The sequence below is a fragment of the Algoriphagus marinus genome, assembly GCF_001936475.1.
GTDB classification, from domain to species: Bacteria; Bacteroidota; Bacteroidia; order Cytophagales; family Cyclobacteriaceae; genus Algoriphagus; species Algoriphagus marinus.
The window spans coordinates 1-362 of sequence record NZ_MSPQ01000011.1; the positions used below are offsets into that span (position 1 = coordinate 1).

Annotated in this window: 1 protein-coding gene; it reads left to right on the forward strand. The window is 44.5% G+C overall.

The features are described from left to right. A partial coding sequence (locus BVC88_RS21385; protein ID WP_245803665.1) for an Ig-like domain-containing protein occupies nucleotides 1-362 on the forward strand: 362 nt, incomplete at both ends.

Here is a 362-nt window from a genome sequence, read left to right on the forward strand (position 1 = left end):
ACCAACTGTAAGCATCACTGCTCCAAACGCAAATGCTCAGTTCACACAGGGTGACAATGCAAACATTACTGCAAACGCAGCAGATGCGGACGGAATGGTTACCAAAGTTGAGTTCTACAACGGAACCACTTTGTTGGGAACTGATACCACTTCTCCATACAGCTTTGCCTGGACAAATCTTTCGGTAGGAAACTTCACTTTGACTGCAAAGGCAACGGATAACAAAGGAACAGCTACTGTTTCTGCAGAAGTAAATATCAATGTGGTTGAAAAGCCAAATGTGGCACCAACTGTAAGCATCACTGCTCCAAACGCAAATGCTCAGTTCACACAGGGTGACAATGCAAACATTACTGCAAACG